The following is a 17,357-nucleotide window of genomic DNA, read 5'->3' as shown; positions in this document are numbered from 1 at the left end:
GATCACGTCCGAAGCCATCCCGGTGTCAGAGGCGTGCGGTTGGATGTGCGCGTGACTGTGTATGACGTTGCTCGACGATTTCCCGCCATCGGTGACCTGCGGAATCTGTGCCGTTCCTTGGCGGTGCTCGACGCGATTCTGAGCCCTGACTGGGAGTACCGGTACTACTCCTTCAACTCCGCCTGGGCCGTTGGTGAGGAGATGGCCTCGATGCGCAACGGCTCAGGGGACGAGTACTCCATCGTCTTCTCACCGGTAGGTGCCTATGTTCGCGGTTTCGGCCATGAGTCACCGATGAGTCCGTATGCACGCGATGGCGAACCCTGGCCGGGTGTGATCGACAGCGTCCCCTCGGTCTTCAGGCCGTGGGTCGAAGAGCCCGCGTTCACCGACGAGGGCAACGTGCCTGTCGTTACTGCCTGCCTGTGGCGCGAGGTGGCGGACAGCCAGTGGAGGCACGGAACGATCGATTTTCCCGCTGGCCATGACGACCCTGACGGGGCGGAGAGGCTGTTCCACCTGCTGGCGGATCGTTCGCCTGAGGCATACCAGCGGTTCGCTGAGGACTACTACGAGGTTCCCGTGGACCCGGAAGCCGTACGTCATGTATATGCCTTGCGGCCACTGACGCCGGAAACAGTCTCGTCGTTGAACGCCGAGACCGATCTGTCTGACTTGGATGAGGAAATCAGGGAGATCGGCTATCCATCGCGGGGTCGCGACTCGACATGAGCGCTTTCTCATCGGTCAGGAGCGAGAGCCCAAGCTATATCGGCTCCAGACAGCCTCGGCTTGCGTCGCCGGCCTGACCAGAGCCAACAACCGTCGAATACACGACCTCACCAGCCCAGAGGCCGACATCGCACCCGCAAAATGTCGTGACAGCTCACATCCGTGCGACCCACTTCACATGAAATGTGTCTCGCCATTTGAGGAGCCTGGCGCCCAAAGGCTCCCAGGTGGCGCGGAAAGTCACTCAAACGTGGCCCCTGCCAGCAGATAGGGCTGGCGGAGGGCCGGCTCACCCGGAAATGGTCTAGACAACAAATAACCCCCGGGTCATCGACCTGGGGGTTTATCGTGGAGCGGTGGACGAGAATCGAACTCGCGCTCTGAGCTTGGGAATCACCCCGAACTTCGGCCAGATAACGGCCTCTGGCCTGGGGCGATGGTTGTTTGTGGCCGTTCACTCAAGGCTTCGGTGAAGCCCCTGGTGGCCGCTGTGTACCGACGGTACTGGCACGTTGTGGCACGGCCCCGTTGTGCTGAGTCTTGGGAGACGGTCGGTCTGGTCGGGGAACTGGGCGCTGGCCCACCTGGATGCGGCGGCTCCTCGGAGTGAGAGGGGGGAGGGTAGATCCGCTGAGGCTGATCTGCTTTCCCGGCCGGTCGGGCGGGCGGATCAGCGTAGTCCGGCGAAGAGATCGTTCTCGGGTACGGCCGCCTCGGTGGCGTCCTGGACGCGTACGAAGGTCTCCATGCCCATCAGCTCGCCGAACCTCTCCTTGCCCATCTTGAGGAAGAAGATGTTCTCGCCCTGACTGGCGTGCGCGGCCAGCGCGTCGAACTTCTGACCGCTGAACGCGGTGGTGTCCACCCACGTGGTGACCTCATCGTCGGGGAGGCCGATCTTGGCCATCGCGGCGGCCTCGGCAGGATCCGGCTCCGGCATGTCCTCCTGAAACTCGCGCATTGTCTCCCCGAACCGCTGCATCATCGAGCGGGGCATCGTCGTCCAGTACACCTTCGGTGTCAGCGCGGTCATCTCCAGCGCCGCCATTGTGATGCGGTGCGCCTGGATGTGGTCGGGGTGACCGTAGAAGCCGTTCTCGTCGTAGGTGACGACCACATCGGGTCGGTAATGCCGCATGAGTTCCGCAAGCCGGGCGGCGCCTTTCTCCACGGGGGTCTGCCAGAAGGATCCGGGGGCGTCGTTGCTCGGCCAACCCATCATCCCGGAGTCGGCATAGTCCAGCATCTCCAGATCGCTGACCTTCAGGACGTCGCAGCTCGCCTCAAGTTCTTGGCGGCGCAGCAAGGCGACGGCCGCCGGATCGTGACCGGGATCGCCCGGCTTGACACCTCCCGGTCCGTCACCGCAGCTGCCATCGGTACACGTCACGAGAACCGTGCGGATGCCTTCCGCCGCGTACCGCGCGAGGACCCCGCCGGTTCCGGTGGCCTCGTCGTCAGGATGGGCGTGTACTGCCATGAGCGTCAGGGGCCGGTCAGTCATAGAGCAAGTCCTCTGTAGAAATACGTCTTGGTCCGAGTGGCGGCGGGCGTACCGCGACCCCGAGAACCCGGATCCAGGTGGGGCGGACGACCTCGTGGTCTCCGCGTTCCCCGCCCGTGCGGCGCCGGTCCCTCGGTCGATGCAACCGTGCCGACCGCGCCGGCTGTTCCCGGCGCGGCTACCTCGGCTTTCCAGGCGCCGACGTTTCTACGCGAACTAGGTACAGACACGACCTGCACGTCTCAGCGCCACGTCGGGTCCGACTTCCGTCCGGCACCCGCTGTGAGATTCCGACACGAAGTCTGAAACCGTACGGCGGTCCCAGAGGTCAGTTCGCCGGGGCCGACAGGAGAAAACCACGAAGGGCTGGCCATGCGGGCCGTACGGCCTCGTCGACGTGGGTGAGCGGGGTGCGGCCCTCCTCGGCGCCGGCATCAGCCGGGAGTGGCCTGCTGCCCGCGTCGCGATCGGCATGCCGAAGGAGTTTCGCTTCTACGACCTGCGGCACCCTGGGAACCTCGCCGCCGACAACGGCGCCAGGCTGAAGGACCTGATGGCTCGCGGGGGCCAGCCGTCCGAGCGGGCTCAGCCGATCTACCGGCACTCCACCGAGGCGCCGACGCAGGCGCCAGCGCCAATGACGCAGCCTTCCGCTGCGCCGCATGCCAGTAGGCCCGCGTCCGGCACCGGGCTCGACCGGCGCCGCCCGCCGGCTCGTGCCCCCCACCCGGCTCCCGACGCGCTGCCCAGTGGCCAACCTGGCTCCCCCGCAGGGCACTTATGGCGGGCAGAACGACGCGCAGGCTTTTGAGAGATCTGGACAAACAATCGAACCCCAGGTCTCTGACCTGGGGCTTCTTTGGAGCGGGTGACGAGAATCGAACTCGCGCTCTGAGCTTGGGAATTACTGGCGCTTTGTTTGCCTCTTCGCAGGTCAGCGCCTCACGTGGCTGTTGGGTTGTGATCTGCGGAGTAGCTATTACGTGCTCCGGCTGGCCGTGGTATATCGCCTTGACTGGTGCGGCAGCGGTGCGAGATGGATAAGCGCCACTTGTGTGTCGCTGTTGAAAAGGTGACAGAAGGTATCCCTGCTGGGCTGTGCTCTTTGAATGACAGGTCAGTGCTGCTTGACGGCCGTTGGCCGGGGCCGCACGAATCGGCGCCATCTCCCTCTCGGACCGGTGTGCGAACTCTCCTGGACTGATGAGGACCACCGCACACGCGGACGCGACCGGGCAGAACCGGTAGTTGCGAACTCTCCTGGGGTGATGACGACCGGAGGGCACGCTGGAGCGCTCAGGCAGGGGTCGCTCGGTTGCGAACTCTCCTGGGTTGATGAGGACCCCGGTACGCACACCGTTGGTCAACCTAAGCAACCGTTGCGAACCCGCCTGGATTTATGAGGGCCGGCGATTCGGTATTACGTTGTTGCCCCTGGTGGGGTGACGGCTGTCCTTGAAGGCATCCGGCTCCCTCGCGTCGGACCTGGTCGTCCTCGTGTTCGTCCGCTGGGGTGTGTGGGGCGACAAGGCGTACTCCTATTGCGCCAACCGGGCCTATCTGCGTAAGCGCGGGATCCGTTGCACGACCCCAGAGTTGGCCGACCAGGTCAGGAACCGAGCGTGGCGTGGGAAGGTCGGCGGGCGGCCTCCGGTCTTCGACCGCGAGGACTACAAGGCCCGGCACGCGGTCGAGTGCGGGATCAACCGGCTCAAGCGAAACCGTGTGATGGCCACCCGGTTCGACAAACTCGCAGTCCGCTTCGAGGCCACCGTCCTTATCGCCGCGATCGGCGAATGGCTGCGACCGGCAGGACTTCCGATGCCGCACGCTCGTGCCAGCCCAAAACCCCCGTCGTGATCACAGCCAACTGGCCCAGCCGAAAGTCAGTAGGTAAGCGCGCGTGACTGCGGCCCGCCCGCGGCGGCCACGGCGGACAGTCACGAAAAGGGCGGCGATGAACCAGAACGCAACTGCTCCACCGACGATCACAGCCCACAGGGCACCGCCAACGGCAGTGAACAAGGCCACGATGAAGATCGTTACGGTAAGCCCGGCGTGGGCACCGCCGATGCTCGCACGGAGCATCTCACGCACGACTCGACGGTCCTCCGCGAGGACCCGCTCGTACGCGTTCAGCTCTCGACCCGCACCGTCTCGTTCCTCCATACTCCGCTCCACAAGCTCCCTCAACCAATCCGGCCCAAGCTGAGCCCCTTATTGTCCAGACGCTTCAGCCCGCCACACTGTTGCCGATCAGCGGCCTCCAAGGCATGTCCTGGTCGCGGCGTTGAAGGATGTAGAGGTCCCAGCTGTCGGGGTCGCCGATGTAGACGAACAGCTTCGGGTGCTCGGGGGTCCCGAATACCTCCCAGTTGTCCATGGAGCAGTCGTCGACGGACACGACCACCTGCTGGGACCACGGTCCGGCACCCGGGTCGTACTCCCAGGTCCCGGTGCCGCTGCACTTGTGCATCACGGGGTCGAGGACGTCGTCCTCGAACGTCTCGATGCGGGTCGCCGTGGCCTTGCCGTCCGCCGTGAGGACGAGCGTTCCGCCTTTCCCGTCGGACCACGTCCCCATGGCCCGTTCCATGCTCAGCCGTGGAGGCTCGTATCCGATCCCGGCGTACAGGCCGATGCCGACGAGCGTGCCGGCGGTGACGACGGCGAGCGTGCCGTACAGCACCACCCGCCCGAACATCGCGCCACCGGAGAGCCGCGGGCGGTCCGGCAGTAGCAGCCTACGGGCGACCAGCGCCGCGGCGGCGAGCGCGGTCGTCACCGCGAGCCATCCGCCGAGGCCCGCCAAGAGACCGGCCTCCACAAGTACCGCAACGGCCAGGGCCGGCGATGCGGTTCCGGCGGCAGCCAGTGCCGGGACCCACCACCACGCCTCGTGTCCCGAGAGCCGACGGCCGAGCCATCCGGCCGCGGCCAGGAGCGGCATCACCACGCCGACCGACAGCAGGGCGCCGACGACGGCCGCGGCCGCCGCCACGAACGGCGCCATCACGATCAGGAAGAAGACCCCCATCGAATTGTAGGGAAGGCCCGGGGTCTCCTGGGTCTGCTCCCATGCGACGAGCGCCATCGCCCCGATCACAGCCTCGACGGACAGCACCGACATCGAAGCCGTCAGCACCGCGCCGAACCTGTCCCTCACGCGCGCCTTCGTCTGCCCCGGCTCCCGCATTTCTGAACGCATTCAATTCCCCTCCCGCCCCGCATCCTTCTCCATGCGGACGGGCCTTTGTAACTGGGGGTCCCCTCCGGCGAGCGCCGTCTTGCACCAGAGCTCGGGCCGGCAGCGGCCGGGGCCCTCATTCCGGGAGGCGCCGGCGGCGGGCCGGGCGACAGGACGCGGCCATACAAGGCGTCATGCGGCGCTGTGAGCGTCTGAGAAGTCCTTGATCACGGCTCCACCCCGCCGCCCACTCGCGCTCTGAGCTTGGGAAGGTCGGGCGCTCAGGGGCGTATCTTCGCAGGTCGGGCGAGGTGTGGCGTTGATGGGTGGTAACCGGTGTGGACCCCTGTTGTCCGTGGCACACCGCCCTATGTGGTGTGGCAGCGGTGCGGGTGGGCCTCCCAAAACGTCCCGCAGCAGGGTGCGTTGGTCCTTCCGTCTGAGCCAGGTTGTCTGCCGTTACGGTGTGCGGAGCGGGACCTCGGGTGCGCGGTGTGCTGTCGTGTGCGGTTCCTGCTCGAATGACTCGTGTGGAACGTCGGAGGCTCTGTGACGCCCGGCCCCAGTGGCCGATCGGTATGGGATGTGCGCGACGCGCTCGCCGAGGTGGACAGTGTCTTCGGTTCGCCTCCCGGGTTACGAGGACGCGGCGAACGGCCGGCACGGCCAGGGCCGGCAGGGCCCGGGCTCAGGGCCGCAGGGAGCCATGACGTGCCCCGTCCAGACGGGCATTGGTCATCACCGCTCCGTCGGTCTTCGCCGAGATCAGCACAGCGGACCGCAGGTCCGCGTCGCTCAGCGATGCGTCAGACAGGTTCCCGCCGGTCGGCGATGCGTCGGAGAGGTCGCAGCCGCTCCGCGGCGTCGTATGTGTACGACCAGCTCAGGTCCTGCGGGTTGGTCACCCGTGTCAGCCGCAACTCGGTGTCGTGGGTGTACTCGTAGCGGGCGCCGACCGGGTCGGTGCGGGCCATGAGCGGATCAAAATGGGTGTACTCGAAGCGGGTGGCTCGCCCCATGGGGTCGGTATGCCTGATGCAGTTGCCCTCGCCGTCGTACGTCCAGGTCTCGGTCGCGCCGTCGGGCCCGGTCCGGCGCGCGAGCCTGCCCTCGACAGTCCATTCGGAGCCGGTCGTGGCGCCGTCAAGTAGCCAGGGACCGGCCCGACCCGTCCGTCACGGACCGGGCCGGTCCCCGCTGGTCAGGACGTGCTGGGCAAGTGGGTACATTGACGCGCCGTACGGCTGAGGTATTTCCGGAGCCGACGGCTATGGGGGGATGCATGGGCAGCCGACGGTTGCATGGATGTCTCGGCACCGTGGTGGGGCTGGTTCTTGCGGTGCTTACGGCCATGCTTCTCGGCAGGGCGTTGAGCGCCTGCGACGCTGGAGTGAACAATGCGGCGAACAGCACCTTCCTCTTCTTTCTTTTCATTCCATGCCTCTGGGCTGTCCTGCTCCTGGGCTGGGTGGTGGTGGGCGCCCTCCTGGGGAACCGACCGCTCCTCCACGCTCTCGCCCTCGTGCTGGTACTCCTTGGCCTTTCCTGGTGCGCCATCTCGCTTTTCTGGAGTGGCATCACATATGACTGTCCCAGCGGTGTACCGCCGTGGTGGCCAGGCTTCCTTCCCGTCCCCGGGTTCTGAGTAGGGCCGGGGATCGGCGCTGTGGTTTCCAGCCTCCGCCGCTTCAAGTGGAGTAGGCCGCCGACGAGGTGCCCGTGGCCGGAGCCGGATGCGACGCCGCGGACCTGGGCCGCTCCGCCGTGGACGACGACACGGTCGGGGTCGTCCTCGATGGGGCCGACTCTTTCCGCTCGCCGACGACGCGGCAAAGCTGCCCAAGCGGCTGCTCAAGGCCATCAGGGGGCCGGTGGTCGAGGACGACATGATCCGCAAGAACCCGTGCCGGATCCGCAGCGTCGACCGCGAGGAGGCGGACGAGCGCCCCGTCGCCACGGTCGCGCAGGTTTTCGCCCTGGCCGATGTGATCGGGCTGCGGTGGCGCCTGATGGTGCTGCTCGGCGCGTTCGCCTCGATGCGCCCGGAGGAACTGGCCGAGCTGCGGCGGGGCGACATCGACCTGGACGCCGGGTCGGTATGGGTGCGGCGTGCCGCACCCGAGCTGAACACCGGTCACCGCGTCGTGGGGGGCCCCAAGTCCCGTGCGGGTAAGCGGGAGATCGTGCTGCCGGCCTTCGTGCACGTCGACGTGCGGCGGCACCTGGACTGGTTCGCCCAGCCTGGCCCTGACGGCTGGTGTTCGTCGGTGAGAAGGGGGCGGCGCTGCGGGGAGCCACCTTCGGCCGCAAGTGGCGCAGGGCGCGCGACAAGGTCGGCCTGCCCGGGGATTTCCGCTTCTACGACCCGCGGCACACAGGCAACACCCTCGCCGCCGACACCGGCGCCAAGCTCAAGGACCTCATGGTCCGCGCGGGTCAGTCGTCCGAGAAGGCGCAGTTGATGTACCAGCACTCCACCAAGGAGCACCAGCGCAAGCTCGCGGCCGACATTGACACCGACGTACGCCGTCAGCAGGTGAAGGCGGCGGACGGCGCCGGCGAGGGCGCGACAGTCCACCCACTCGTTCCGCGTCCGCGTGACGTCGATGGACCGGCCCTGCCGGAGGCGTGACGCTTCTCTGAGCGCCGGACCGGCACTCCGCTGGTCCGGCGCTTCACGTCCGCGCAACATCCACGATCCGGCCATCGTATGGCGCAGGTCACTCGAAATGGATCTCGCGATATGAGATGGCCGGGCGTCGGGTCGTTGTCCACGGGCTTGCGCTTCTCAATTCCGCGCGATAATCGGTCTCTTATGGCAGGCGAATGGCACGCGGCCTCGAAATGGTCTAGACAACAAATAACCCTCGGGCCATTGGCCTGGGGGTTTGTCATGGAGCGGGTGACGAGAATCGAACTCGCGCTCTGAGCTTGGGAATCACAGGGGCTCTTTCGCAGTCTGTGCTGGTCAGCTACACGTATGGTCCTGAAGTGCCCCTTGGACCGGTGTCGTTGGTGACCGTGGTTGACCGCTCTGTACTGCTGCGCGTGGTGCGGAAGTGGCGCGGCGAGCAGGCCCTACCGGTCGTGAAGGACGGTGGGCCGGGTGACGGGTACGACGGTCAGCAGCTCGTCGAGGCCCTTGTAGTCGTCAGGGTTGGTGGTGAAGAGCGGTAGTTCTTCGGCGATGGCAATGGCGGCGATCATGAGATCTGCGATCCGGCGGCGGGGTTTGCGGCCGGCGCCGATCACGGCCGCACATACTCTCCCGTAGATGCGGGCGGCTTCGGCGTCGAAGGGGATGGGGTCGAACTCGCTCTCGGCGCGTTGCAGGATGTCGAGGCGGCGACCTCGTTCCGTGTGCTCGTCGTAGTCCTTCTGTTCTTCGTTCCTGCGTACCTCGTGGGGGCCTGCGGAGAGTTCGGCCAGGGTGATGGCGCTGATCGCCACCTCGGCAGGGAGTTCCTGGGGATCGAGCCACTTGCGCAGGATCACGATGTTGGTGTCGAGCAGGCCCTGAGCGTATTCAGCGGGCATAGGGGTCGTCCGTCCCCTGCTCGGCCGTGGCGTCCTGATCGGACCGGAACGCCTCCAGGGAGACGTCCGAGGCAGTGCGGGACATGGCGGCGAACTCCGAACGTGGGACGAACCGCCGACGCCTACGCAACGGGATCAGTTCGCCGATCCGGTGACCGTCGCGAGTGACGGTGAAGGACTGCCCGCCCTGGACGGCGTCCATGATCTCTTTGGAACGGCTACGCAGGTCACGTTGGGTGATTTCACGCTGGGCTGACATTGCTCCAGGGTAGCACTCTGTAGCACCATGTGCTCCGAAGCTCGGGTGCGGGCGAGCGTGAGCGGGAATGCCGATCGGTGTCGCCGGCGCCCGAGCGAGATACGGCGTCGCGGTGGGGGCCCGGCTGTCGGACCCTTCGGTCAGACTCGTCGCATGAGTGTTAGATCAGATTTCTCTTTGGATTTGCAGCTGGAGTGTGTGCTGGAGGCGACAGTTCACCCGGACGTGAAGGCTGCGCTCGTCTCGGCGCGCGCCCATATGAACAGTGGAAGTGGAGGCCATCGCAGAGGTGGGAAGGCCCTCATCCAGATGCTGGAAGCGACTCGTCGGCGCGCGGCGGATGTCGGAGAGTGGCAGGTCGTCCGGCTGGTCCAGGACTCTTTGGACTACGCCGAGGGGCGGATTCTCCAGCCTGACTTCGACGAGCGGTATCGCCTGTTTCAGGACGGCGTACGCAATGAGAACCTGCGGGAGTTCGCCGCGAACATGCTGTGGAACTCCTTCAGGTTCGTCGCGGAGGCGAGCCGTGAGTACGTGGATGAACACCCGCGGGCCGGAGTGGACGATCTGATCGCGCACTTCGGCTCACTCTCGGAGGACGCGCGGTTTCTCGACGCTCCTGAGGGCCGCCCGGGGCGGTACCGCGTTCTCCGCGGCCGGGCAGAGATGGCGGTGTGGCTGGAACGTGTCCTGCGTGAACGGGTGGACATCGAGGATCCGGCAGAGGCCGCCCGCCGGATCGCCACGTCACCCGCCGCCGTCGCCCTTCTTGCCGCCGACACGGAGGGGCAAATGGTTCTAAGAGCGGCGGAGTTGCAGCGGCGAGCGGCGGGCCTGGAGGCTTTGCGTGCAGTTGTGGAGGACACCACGGCTTCCGAACACGCGCTACAGCAAGCCCTGGAAGGACAACACTGGATCTTCGGCGGGCGGTTCGTGGGGGAGGCCGCCCACCGTAGGCTTGTGCCAGGCGACGAAGTCGACATCCCTCTGATTCGTGGTGACGGAGCGCTGCATGTGGTCGAACTGAAGCGCGCCGCAAGCTTGGCCGGCCCACTGGTGAAGAAGTACCGCGGTTCGTGGGTTCCCACGGCTCAGGTGCACAACGCCGTCGGCCAGGCAGTGAACTATCTGGTCGGCTTGGACGAGAACCGTCACCGGCTCCGCGAGGAGCTCGGGATCGAGACCCGCCGGGCCAGCGCGATGGTCCTTATCGGACACCCCTCGGTCCAACCCTCCGTGCCGGAAGAGTCGATCAACGAGGCACTTCGCACCCTCAATACACACGTCAATCGCGTCGAGGTGCTTACTTACAAGGAGCTGGTCGACAACGCCGAGCGTTCCCTGGGCAGCACGCCTTCGGCGTAGCCGCCGCCCGCCGACTCGCCCGCCACTTACGCTACTCGTTTCTCTACCAAAATAGCCATGCGCGGCCTGCGCAGCCCCAGGCTGTGGCCATGGAGCTGAGCGTGGAGCGGGTGGCGAGAATCGAACTCGCGCTCTGAGCTTGGGAATCAGCGGCGCCCAGGAGCGCATCAGGGCTCTGACCAGGGATAACCAGGGTCCTCGGCCTGCGCTGCGACCTGCTGAATCGACCGCTTCTGACCTTGGTGTACCCCACTGAAGGGCTGGGATAGGGCTGGCCTGCGACTGGGCGCATACGAAGACGGCTCGGGCGACGTTGGCCGGTACGGCGGGGAGCGTCGCGTTCGGGGCCACGAAGCGGTGTGCTCGAGCGAAGCATCCCGTGGCGCGAAGCGCGACGCTGCCCCAGCGCGAATACCTCGTTGCACGAGCCCTGGCGATCCTGACGTCCTCGAAGCTACGGCTTGGTGATACAGGTGAGGGTCGTACGGCTGAACTGCATCTCGCACGAGGTTCACGTCGGCGGCAGGTCAGCCTGCGGAGTCGGCAGTCGTGCTCCTTCGCTCGTTATGGCTCTCGTTGCCGCTGTAATGAACTCTGTGCGGGCTTCGTGGGGGTCTGTGCCGCCCAGGAGCAGATTGGTGAATTCGGTAAGCGGCCAGGTGACGAGGGCGCCGTGGCGGGCGAAGTAGAAGGCCACATTGCGGATGCGGTAGCGGTCGGTGGTGTCGAGCCAGGCATAGCACAGGAGTTGCCACAGCCAGCGGGAGGAGCGGTCCGGTCGGTCGGTCTTGACCACTGTCTTGACGTCGATCAGAGTGGCACCTTCGGGGCCGGATATCAGCAGGTCGCCATCGGCCCAGTGGCTGACGAGGACCGGGCCCGCTATGCCCAACGGCTGGCCAGGGGCGGGGTTTCCGGCGAGCCGGCGTAACTCGGCCAGGGCGCCGTAACTTTGTGTCTGCTCTGCCAGCCGCGCCAGCTCCTCGACCACCGGCTCACTTGCGGCCGCCCGCATCACCTCGACCGTTGGGACACCGGGCCGGAAGACCTGGTGCATCGACTCGTCCACTGCCCCGGAGCGGTAGACGCTCTCGAACATCTCCAACAGCCAGTAGCTCCTGGCGAGTCCGGCCTCGGCGCCCGGGGTGCCGAGCTGACCGAGTGGGGCGTGCCGCTCGGCGTAGGTCCGGGTGCGCTCCAGGAAGTCGGCCAGTACCGGTTCGGCGGGCAGAGCGAGGTTCGGCCCGGACCTGGTGCCCAGGGTGTTGCTGACGATTGCTTGCAGTTCGCTGCGTTGCGCCGAGGGTCCCGCCCCGGGCACCAGGTCCAGCCAGCCCGTGACGGTCGGCCGCACGTCCAGCGCCTTCCCTCGCTGCGCCGCGCCGAGCCCGGCGTGCGTCGGATATTGGGCCGCCTGCTCGTCCGCCCACTCCCGGCGGGCCAGTCCTGCCGCTACGAGTCCGTGCAGTGCGTAGTACGGCGGAGCGGGCTGCACCAGAGCGGCCAAGCGGGCGCCGAACGCGCCGCCGACCGCTGCCCAGTGCCGGCCGTCGACCTGACCGCGGGGGAACACCGTCCGCCGCCCTCGCACCGCTTTCGGCAGCAGCGCGGCGACCTCCGCCGTACCGGTCAACCGGCGCGTGCACCAGCGGCCGATCTCCCCGTCCTGTAGTTGGGATGTCAACGACATCGGCTCCACCCCGCGCTCGGATCTTCGCGACCGGGTGACAGGAAACCACAAGCTGCATCCGAGGGGTGGCTCATTGGGGCATACGACCTTTGCCGTTCGGCCTCACTATGAGGTCGCGGTCCGCGTCCACCTCATACCGGCTGGGCGCCCATCGGCTCATCAAGCTTGAGTCGGGAGCGCCTGGAGCGCTCTTTGCAAGATGATGCAAGACGGTCGCAGCAAGCCCGCCACCGCCCACCAAGCCCACCGCACCATCCGCGTCGCGCTCGGCGAAGCGGTCCGCCGAGGGGGACGAGAACCGAACTTGAGCTCTGAGCTTGGGAAACACCACTCCTTCGGGCACGGGTGACCCTCTGACCAGCGTCAACGGGCGCTCATGCGAACCGCAGCGCTCGGTCCGGCGCCCGCTGTTGACTGCGGTTTACCGCACCTTCGGGCACGGATCGGGCACGAGGTCGGGCGACGACCGCTTCGTCCCGAGGCAACTTGGGCCGGGGCTCGGCTTTGGGCCGGTGTGGCCCTCGCCTGCTGTGATAGTCCGCAGGTGTGCGCCGTTGTCCGCCGTCCTAGGGCGTCGTCACGCAGTTAGACACTCACGGCTATCGCTCAAGGGCGGACGTGTTGGGCAGGGAGAGCGGGCAGGTCACAACCAGGCGACAGGAGCCGCTCAGGTCATCAGCGCATCTCGGCCGCGGCGACCCGTCTTTGACCCGAAGCAATTTAGTCAAGTAGTCCCATCGCCCTAAGCGCTTCCGCGCCGGAGCTTCCCACATCACGCAGATTCTTCGCCGCCTCGTCGGATTTTCGACTCAATTCATAAGCGTGCTGCCTGGTAAGAGGAAGTCCATCTAAGGAAAGATGCAGAGCCACATATCGACGCTGTAGCTCCGTTAGTTCGATGGAAGTGGAGTAGCTATGATTTTTCGGTATCGTCAGGGCGGAATGGATTACATCTGCAAGAGCTTGTCCCGGCACATAATATATTTCTTCCATTGGGACGCCTTCTGGGTCTTCTGTCGGTTGTACGCTTTCCACCAACTCTGCCGGAATGTCTAGATAATGGTGGGCTACCCAGTGCATGTCCGGCTCCGATAGGGCATGAGATATTGCGGCGCGATCCCAAATGGCTAGCGTGCACTCATTGAGGGATAGTTCTTTGGTGAGTTTCATTCTCTTGCCGGACGGGATAGGCTGATTGGAGAAGAATATGATTCGGTTGAATTTACGGTCCGAAGATGCAGCGATTCTTGCCACATCGTTTCTTATCTTCTTGGCATACTCTTTTTCGAGGCTGCAAGCTACGGCCACGGTCGCGGTGGTAGCCCGAAGGGAAAACCAGGTGGAGACTTCGTATGGAAGTGCGCTTTCGAAACTTTCCGCATCCCTTCCCCCGTCGCCACCTGCGCTCACCGGTCCAGTGGATACCAGTAAATTCGTAGCTATGCGGCGTCGAGCAATTTCGGTACACAGTCGCTCAAATCGATGGTGTTCATTTCGTGACGCTAGTTGGCTCGGGTGGTAATCAATCAGATCGGAAAATTCTGCGGTGTTCATCCGGTGAAGCTCCCTCGCTTTCATTAGCTTTGCTGGTAATTCCTAATGAATCGACTTTCGCGCTTTCTGCTCATGCTTTTGTGTACCTCATGGCTTAGCCAGTGTCGATGATTCTGCCAGTAGTACGAGGTCGGCGGAACGGCTTTGGGCTGGAGCTGCTTTGGCGCGGGTGGTCATGGCCCCGTAAGCTTCCGGCGCGTCGGGCAGTCTGTGGACCTGTCCGGTGAGGCATGACGTTGGGGCCATGATATTCGAGGCTCGCGCCAAAGCGGCTGCCTAGAGCCGTGGAGCCGACCGCCCCAGCCACGACGCACCCCTTCTCTGAGATCAGGCGGCTGATAGCTGTGAGCGCGGTACGGGCGCCGGCCCGGCTGGAGCGGGGCGGAGACAGGAGCCTTGTTGCAAGTGGAGACGTCTTTCGACACCTACGGCGGCAACCTCTGATCCGTAGCTCTAGCCAGCTCGGTCAACGACGTCCATACAGGCTGCTGCTGGGGTTCTGAGGGGAGCCATGGGATGTGGTCGGTTGCTGTGGTTGCTGTACTTCGCTGCTGTACAGCAGGATTCCGATTCGAAATGTTCACCTGAGGGTTCTGGTGCTTACGGGAGCGTTCCGACCTGCGGTGGAGAACGTGAAGAAGGGTTGCCTGAACGGTGCTGTACGGAGGCGAACGCAACCGGAACTGCAACCAGGCCATGGGCGCTCCGACGGCGGTCGCGGCCTTGCTAGCTGCCTTCGCGGAGGTGCCCTCAGGTCCCCAAGCTGGAGGCTTACAACGGCTAACACAAAGAGGTGGATCGGTGCTGATGGCCGTGTCCAGGGCGGCAGTTGAGCGTTCCGTCTGGTGTGGGGATGTCGCCGTGGATCGTGTCGGATGCCCTGTGGGACCGCGTTGAACCGCTGCTGCCGCAGCGTGAGCGCAGGTTCCGGTACCCCGGCCGCAAGCCGTTACCGGACCGGGAAGTACTGTGCGGGATCCTGTACGTGCTGCACACCGGAATTCAGTGGGAGTACCTGCCGCAGGAGTTGGGTTTCGGCTCGGGTATGACGTGCTGGCGGCGGCTGCGGGACTGGAACGAGGCCGGTGTGTGGCAGCGGCTGCACGAGGTCCTCCTGGCCGAGCTGAACGCGGCCTCACGGCTGGACTGGTCGCGGTGTGTGGTCGATTCCTCTCACGTCAGGGCGTTAAAAGGGGGATCCACACGGGCCCCTCGCCGGTCGACCGGGGCCGGCCCGGCTCGAAGCACCATCTGATCACCGACGGGCACGGCACCCCGCTCGCGGTCCTGCTGACCGGCGGCAACCGCAACGACGTCACCCAGCTGCTGCCCCTGCTCGATGCGATCCCGCCGGTCCGCGGCCGGGTCGGCCGTCCCCGCCGCAAGCCGGACTCACTCTTCGCGGACCGGGGCTACGACCACGACATCTACCGCGACCAGGTCCGCGCCCGCGGCATCGTCCCCGCCATCGCCCGCCGCGGCACCCCGCACGGCACCGGGCTGGGCACCTACCGCTGGGTCGTAGAACGGAGTTTCGCCTGGCTGCACGGCTTCCGACGCCTGCGCATCCGATGGGAACGACGAGCAGACATCCACGAAGCCTTCCTCAAACTCGCCTGCTGCCTCATCACCCACCGACAACTCAACTCATTACGTTAGCCGTTGTTATGGCAGGCGAATGGCACGCGGCTTCGAAATGGTCTAGACAACAAATAACCCCCGGGCCACTGGCCTGGAGGTTTGTCGTGGAGCGGGTGACGAGAATCGAACTCGCGCTCTGAGCTTGGGAAGCTCATGTTCTACCATTAAACTACACCCGCGAAAGTGGGGCTCTCATCCGCCCCGCATCGTCGGTCACTCTACCCCATCGTCGACCCCGGGCGTATTTCGCCGCGGGGTCGCTGTGTTGTTCGGGGGGTGGAGGCGGTAGCGGCGTGGGGGCGATGTGGGCTTGGGGGGCGGGAGTTGGGGCGTAGGGTCGGGGCGGAGTGCCGGGGTGGGGGGTGTCTTCTTCATCCCTTAGTGTGGGCGTTCGTCCGTGTTTGTTGGGGAAAGGACCTGATGGACTTGATGGAGCGCACCGTCGTCCGCTGTGCCGAAGGGCATGTGTTCAGCACCACGACGTTCCCGATGCAGCAGCTCGACACCGCCAGGATCGGGCCCGGGCGGCTCATCCGGTGTCCTCGGTGTGCGCGGTTGCGGCATGCCGTGCCCGTGGCGGCCGCGGAGCCCGTGAAGACGGTGGAGTCGGCGGGGCCGACGGGGCCGGTGGAGCCCGTGGAGTCGGAACAGCGCTGACCGCGCTGACCAAGGGGTGAGGGAGCGCGCGGGCCGCCCGACTGAGGCGGGCCCGCGCGCTCTGCGTATCCTCGGGGCGTGCTTCTCTCAGACAAGGACATCCGGGCCCAGCTCGATTCCGGACGTGTGCGCATCGAGCCGTACGACGGGTCGATGGTGCAGCCCTCCAGCATCGATGTGCGGCTCGACCGGTACTTCCGGGTGTTCGAGAACCACCGCTATCCCCATATCGATCCAGCCATCGAACAGGCCGATCTGACACGTACGGTCGAGCCGGAGGGCGACGAGCCGTTCATCCTGCACCCCGGGGAGTTCGTACTCGCCTCGACGTACGAAGTGATCTCACTGCCCGACGACATCGCCTCCCGGCTGGAGGGGAAGTCCAGCCTCGGACGGCTCGGGCTGGTCACGCACTCCACCGCCGGCTTCATCGACCCCGGATTCTCCGGGCATGTCACCCTCGAACTGTCGAATCTCGCCACCCTGCCCATCAAGCTCTGGCCGGGAATGAAGATCGGGCAGCTCTGTCTCTTCCGGCTCAGCTCGCCGGCGGAGCATCCGTACGGTTCCGAGCGGTACGGTTCGCGATACCAGGGCCAGCGCGGGCCCACGGCCTCGCGCTCCTATCTGAACTTCCATCGGACTCAGGTGTGAGACGGAGACGGGGGAGACGGTCGGTATGACCGGGGCACGGGAGAATCTCTCGTACGAGCAGTTCGGGCACGCCGTTCGCGCACTCGCGCAGACAATCGCCGACGACGGTTACGAACCCGATGTCGTCCTCAGCATCGCGCGCGGCGGCGTCTTTGTGGCCGGCGGTCTCGCGTACGCCCTGGACTGCAAGAACATCCATCTCGTCAACGTCGAGTTCTACACCGGCGTCGGCACCACGCTCCCGATGCCGGTCATGCTCGCGCCCGTACCCAATGTGGTGGACTTCTCGAACAAGAGAGTCCTCATCGCGGACGATGTCGCCGACACCGGCAAGACGCTCAAGCTGGTCCGCGATTTCTGTGTGGACCATGTGGCCGAGGTGCGCAGCGCGGTGATCTACGAGAAGACTCAGTCCCTCGTGAAGTGCGAGTACGTCTGGAAGCGCACCGACGACTGGATCAACTTCCCCTGGAGCGTCCAGCCGCCGGTCGTACCGGTTCTACGCCGCCCGACGGACGACTGAGCCACTGAGCCGCTCCCGCACCCGTCAGATCGTGCCCGGCCCCCACCCGTCAGA

At 65.7% G+C, this 17,357-nt stretch carries 15 protein-coding genes, 1 tRNA gene and 2 pseudogenes; 8 read left to right on the top strand and 10 right to left on the bottom strand.

The annotated features are described in order from the left end of the window. The first annotated feature begins 51 nt into the window (after positions 1-51). Complete coding sequence (locus tag KQY30_RS16360; RefSeq protein ID WP_254407160.1) at positions 52-732, top strand: hypothetical protein; 681 nt, start codon at positions 52-54, stop codon at positions 730-732. Between the two features lie 670 nt (positions 733-1,402). Here KQY30_RS16360 and KQY30_RS16355 read toward each other — a convergent pair. Further along, positions 1,403-2,236 (bottom strand): PIG-L family deacetylase, encoded by an 834-nt coding sequence (locus tag KQY30_RS16355; protein WP_217307452.1) that lies wholly within the window; start codon positions 2,234-2,236, stop codon positions 1,403-1,405. Between the two features lie 1,455 nt (positions 2,237-3,691). On the opposite strand from KQY30_RS16355, the gene KQY30_RS16350 reads away from it, so the two are divergent. Next, positions 3,692-4,096 carry a transposase gene (locus tag KQY30_RS16350; protein WP_254407159.1) on the top strand — a complete coding sequence of 135 codons (405 nt, stop codon included), beginning with the start codon at positions 3,692-3,694 and terminating at the stop codon, positions 4,094-4,096. On the opposite strand, the gene KQY30_RS16345 is transcribed toward KQY30_RS16350, so the two are convergent. The 4 genes and pseudogenes from KQY30_RS16345 to KQY30_RS16330 form a co-directional block, all read right to left on the bottom strand. Then, positions 4,097-4,324, bottom strand: a complete 228-nt coding sequence (locus tag KQY30_RS16345) for a hypothetical protein (RefSeq protein WP_254407604.1) — start codon at positions 4,322-4,324, stop codon at positions 4,097-4,099. A gap of 145 nt (positions 4,325-4,469) precedes the next feature. After that, on the bottom strand, positions 4,470-5,402 hold the full coding sequence (locus KQY30_RS16340) for a hypothetical protein (RefSeq protein WP_217307450.1): 933 nt from the start codon (positions 5,400-5,402) through the stop codon (positions 4,470-4,472). Between the two features lie 709 nt (positions 5,403-6,111). Beyond that, positions 6,112-6,237: a pentapeptide repeat-containing protein gene (locus tag KQY30_RS37440; protein WP_217311098.1), complete on the bottom strand. Its 126-nt coding sequence runs from the start codon at positions 6,235-6,237 to the stop codon at positions 6,112-6,114. A gap of 34 nt (positions 6,238-6,271) precedes the next feature. Continuing rightward, positions 6,272-6,565: pseudogene (locus KQY30_RS16330) on the bottom strand (hypothetical protein); the annotation flags it as partial. 702 nt (positions 6,566-7,267) lie between these two features. Between KQY30_RS16330 and KQY30_RS36455 the strand changes: the two are divergent. Further along, a pseudogene (locus tag KQY30_RS36455) lies at positions 7,268-8,055 on the top strand (tyrosine-type recombinase/integrase); the annotation flags it as partial. Positions 8,056-8,501: 446 nt separating this feature from the next. On the opposite strand, the gene KQY30_RS16315 reads toward KQY30_RS36455, so the two are convergent. Beyond that, positions 8,502-8,960 (bottom strand): type II toxin-antitoxin system VapC family toxin, encoded by a 459-nt coding sequence (locus KQY30_RS16315; RefSeq protein ID WP_217307447.1) that lies wholly within the window; start codon positions 8,958-8,960, stop codon positions 8,502-8,504. Beyond that, positions 8,950-9,219 carry a type II toxin-antitoxin system Phd/YefM family antitoxin gene (locus KQY30_RS16310; protein WP_217307446.1) on the bottom strand — a complete coding sequence of 90 codons (270 nt, stop codon included), beginning with the start codon at positions 9,217-9,219 and terminating at the stop codon, positions 8,950-8,952. Before KQY30_RS16310 ends, KQY30_RS16315 begins: the two co-directional genes overlap by 11 nt. 198 nt (positions 9,220-9,417) lie before the next feature. Between KQY30_RS16310 and KQY30_RS16305 the strand changes: the two genes are divergently transcribed. Beyond that, positions 9,418-10,584 carry a Shedu anti-phage system protein SduA domain-containing protein gene (locus KQY30_RS16305; RefSeq protein ID WP_254407158.1) on the top strand — a complete coding sequence of 389 codons (1,167 nt, stop codon included), beginning with the start codon at positions 9,418-9,420 and terminating at the stop codon, positions 10,582-10,584. Positions 10,585-11,095: 511 nt separating this feature from the next. Here KQY30_RS16305 and KQY30_RS16300 read toward each other — a convergent pair. Together KQY30_RS16300 and KQY30_RS16295 are read right to left on the bottom strand one after the other, a co-directional pair. After that, positions 11,096-12,274 carry a hypothetical protein gene (locus KQY30_RS16300; RefSeq protein ID WP_217307444.1) on the bottom strand — a complete coding sequence of 393 codons (1,179 nt, stop codon included), beginning with the start codon at positions 12,272-12,274 and terminating at the stop codon, positions 11,096-11,098. A 720-nt stretch (positions 12,275-12,994) separates the two neighbouring features. Beyond that, positions 12,995-13,828 (bottom strand): hypothetical protein, encoded by an 834-nt coding sequence (locus tag KQY30_RS16295; RefSeq protein ID WP_217307443.1) that lies wholly within the window; start codon positions 13,826-13,828, stop codon positions 12,995-12,997. Positions 13,829-14,681: 853 nt separating this feature from the next. Here KQY30_RS16295 and KQY30_RS16290 point away from each other — a divergent pair. After that, a protein-coding gene (locus KQY30_RS16290; RefSeq protein ID WP_254407157.1) for an IS5 family transposase occupies positions 14,682-15,487 on the top strand; the annotation gives its coding sequence in 2 pieces (ribosomal slippage) (positions 14,682-14,999 and positions 15,002-15,487; 804 coding nt in all). 87 nt (positions 15,488-15,574) lie between these two features. Here KQY30_RS16290 and KQY30_RS16285 read toward each other — a convergent pair. Then, a tRNA-Gly gene (locus KQY30_RS16285) sits at positions 15,575-15,648 on the bottom strand. A 241-nt stretch (positions 15,649-15,889) separates the two neighbouring features. Here KQY30_RS16285 and KQY30_RS16280 point away from each other — a divergent pair. The 3 genes from KQY30_RS16280 to KQY30_RS16270 all read left to right on the top strand — a co-directional run bounded on the left by KQY30_RS16280 (position 15,890) and on the right by KQY30_RS16270 (position 17,303). Beyond that, the gene (locus tag KQY30_RS16280) at positions 15,890-16,126 is read left to right on the top strand and encodes a hypothetical protein (protein WP_217311539.1); all 237 of its coding nucleotides are present in this window, start codon (positions 15,890-15,892) and stop codon (positions 16,124-16,126) included. Between the two features lie 78 nt (positions 16,127-16,204). Next, positions 16,205-16,780, top strand: a complete 576-nt coding sequence (dcd, locus tag KQY30_RS16275; RefSeq protein WP_217307441.1) for a dCTP deaminase — start codon at positions 16,205-16,207, stop codon at positions 16,778-16,780. A 25-nt stretch (positions 16,781-16,805) separates the two neighbouring features. Continuing rightward, on the top strand, positions 16,806-17,303 hold the full coding sequence (locus tag KQY30_RS16270; RefSeq protein WP_217307440.1) for a phosphoribosyltransferase: 498 nt from the start codon (positions 16,806-16,808) through the stop codon (positions 17,301-17,303). Positions 17,304-17,357: the final 54 nt, after the last annotated feature.

Source organism: Streptomyces sp. GMY02 (assembly GCF_019056675.1).
Lineage (GTDB): Bacteria > Actinomycetota > Actinomycetes > Streptomycetales > Streptomycetaceae > Streptomyces > Streptomyces odonnellii.
The sequence above is the reverse complement of the archived record's forward strand: the minus strand, read 5'-3'. Positions and strand labels throughout refer to the sequence as shown.